Consider the following 1,952-nt stretch of genomic DNA (forward strand, 5'->3'; position numbering starts at 1 on the left):
TTCAAAAACGGCACCTGTTCTAAGAGCATAGAAACTCAACAGGCACAGCCTGTTTGACACCCTTTTTTTTAGGGTGGCACCGAGTTTCCTTATGCTCTTTTTCTCTGAAGCTAAACCTGTTTTATATGTCGTAGTCTTTTTATTGGGAGTGACCCCTTGCTGTACAATTTCCGGAGGTGCCGATAAGGGACGAATTTTCCCTTGTCGGTTGCCTTTGGGGATTGTAAGGGGTGGAGGCTCGGAATCAAAAGGAAACGAAATATCATTCCGAGTGTGCTTCTTTTTTCTGTTCTTGAATTCTATTATTTCCAATGTTAGAATTATGTTAACAACTTGTTAGGAGTGTGTTTGGATGGAAGAGAAAAAACAAATTGGACCTCGAATTACTGTTGAAACATTTAAAAAGCTAGAGTTATTAGCCGAACATTTTACAAAACACAATGAATTTGGAAGAGTTTCAAAAGATGCTGTAATTGAGTTTGCTATTAAGGAATTGTATAGGGACTATTTGGGAAAAGGACGCTAATTTTTGTTGAAAAACTGACTTCGGATTTGGGGTTCTTTATTATTAACTTGATTTTAATTAAACATTACAGGAAAAATTGAGGGGAAATGGATGGATAAACGCAATGGTGACGCGGTTTTCATAGCTCCAAATGATGTTGTAAAAGTGACCACTATGAATCACGTCATTGAAGTTCAGCATATGGAGAAGATGAACCGGAAAAATAATATCAAAAAATTGGACAAGGATAGGTTTGTAGACCTCTCTACTGGGGAGATCCGGGAGTTCGAGCATTCGGAAAATCGGCAGGAAAATTATAATTCTTTGAGACAAACCTTTAAGAAGCTGCGTTATTTGATAAATAACAATTTTATAGGACGGCCAAATGAATTACATATAACTTTGACATACAAGAAAAATATGACGGACACGAAAAAACTTTATAGTGATTTTCAAAATTTTATCGACAGGTTGCGTTATAAATACAAGAAAGAAAGTTCGATAGATTATTTATCGGTGGTAGAGCCACAAGGACGTGGAGCCTGGCATTGTCATGTTTTAATGCGCTTTAATGATTTGGATAAGATTTATATTAAAAATGCTGAATTAAGGAGTCTATGGGGTTTAGGATTTGTAACAATCAAGTCATTAAAGGATATAGACAACATAGGAGCCTATTTGAGCGCTTATTTGACTGATATAGACCTAGAAGATGTCCAAGACAGGGAAACAGCCTTAAAAGTGGCTTCAGAGGGCTGTGAGGTGCAAACAAAGATCGTAGAAGGTCGGGAAAAGAAATTTTTAAAAGGCGGACGGCTGCACATGTATCCTTCCGGAATGAATATGTATCGAAAATCAAAAGGGATTGTTAAGCCGGAACGGGAAGAAATGAAGTTCGGAGACATAAAAAAAGTAGTGGGTTCGGCAAAACCACACTACGAGAAAAGTTATCATGTCGAAAATGACAATTTTGAAAACACAATTTCGTTTCTCCAGTATAACACAAAACGTGATTTTTGAAGCAAAACGGTTCCTCTTTATGGAGCCGTTTTTTTTATTTCCCGAAGGGTTATTTGTCAGAATGACAAACCGATTTCGAGCCGGCGAGAACCCATTGTCACACCACGATTTAGGGGGTGTGTATAAATGGGCACTCTCTGTGAAATTTGAAGCTTTGAAATTCCGAATGGCGCACTTATACACTCTGTCGAGTGAGTGCTAAAATGCTGAAGCATTTCCGTCAAGCGTGTGGAGGAATCTTGTAGAGAGATATAGCATAGATACCCGTATCTCTAGAGATATTTTGGTATATCCCTGCTATATCTATGGGGTATCTATGCTATATCTTTGGCTTCAAAAACGGCACCTGTTCTAAGAGCATAGAAACTCAACAGGCACAGCCTGTTTGACACCCTTTTTTTTAGGGTGGCACCGAGTTTCCTTATGC

3 protein-coding genes are annotated in these 1,952 nt (G+C 38.3%); 2 read left to right on the plus strand and 1 reads right to left on the minus strand.

Annotated elements, in window-relative coordinates; all coding sequences use genetic code 11:
• On the minus strand, positions 1–312 hold a 312-nt coding region (locus ACFWXO_RS45395), incomplete at its 3' end, for a hypothetical protein (protein WP_380533135.1).
• Positions 313–352: 40 nt separating this feature from the next.
• Here ACFWXO_RS45395 and ACFWXO_RS45400 point away from each other — a divergent pair.
• The gene (locus ACFWXO_RS45400; RefSeq protein ID WP_375839303.1) at positions 353–526 is read left to right on the plus strand and encodes a hypothetical protein; all 174 of its coding nucleotides are present in this window, start codon (positions 353–355) and stop codon (positions 524–526) included.
• 90 nt (positions 527–616) lie between these two features.
• Entirely contained in the window at positions 617–1,525 is a 909-nt protein-coding gene (locus tag ACFWXO_RS45405) for a hypothetical protein (RefSeq protein WP_375839305.1), read from the plus strand.
• The last annotated feature ends 427 nt before the right edge of the window (positions 1,526–1,952 follow it).

Origin of the sequence: Kitasatospora sp. NPDC059088 (assembly GCF_042738155.1) — a bacterium.
Lineage (GTDB): Bacteria > Actinomycetota > Actinomycetes > Streptomycetales > Streptomycetaceae > Kitasatospora.

Coding starts and splice junctions, on each gene's coding strand:
- ACFWXO_RS45400 (WP_375839303.1), top strand. CDS start 353: ATGGAAGAGAAAAAACAAATTGGACCTCGAATTACTGTTGAAACATTT.
- ACFWXO_RS45405 (WP_375839305.1), top strand. CDS start 617: ATGGATAAACGCAATGGTGACGCGGTTTTCATAGCTCCAAATGATGTT.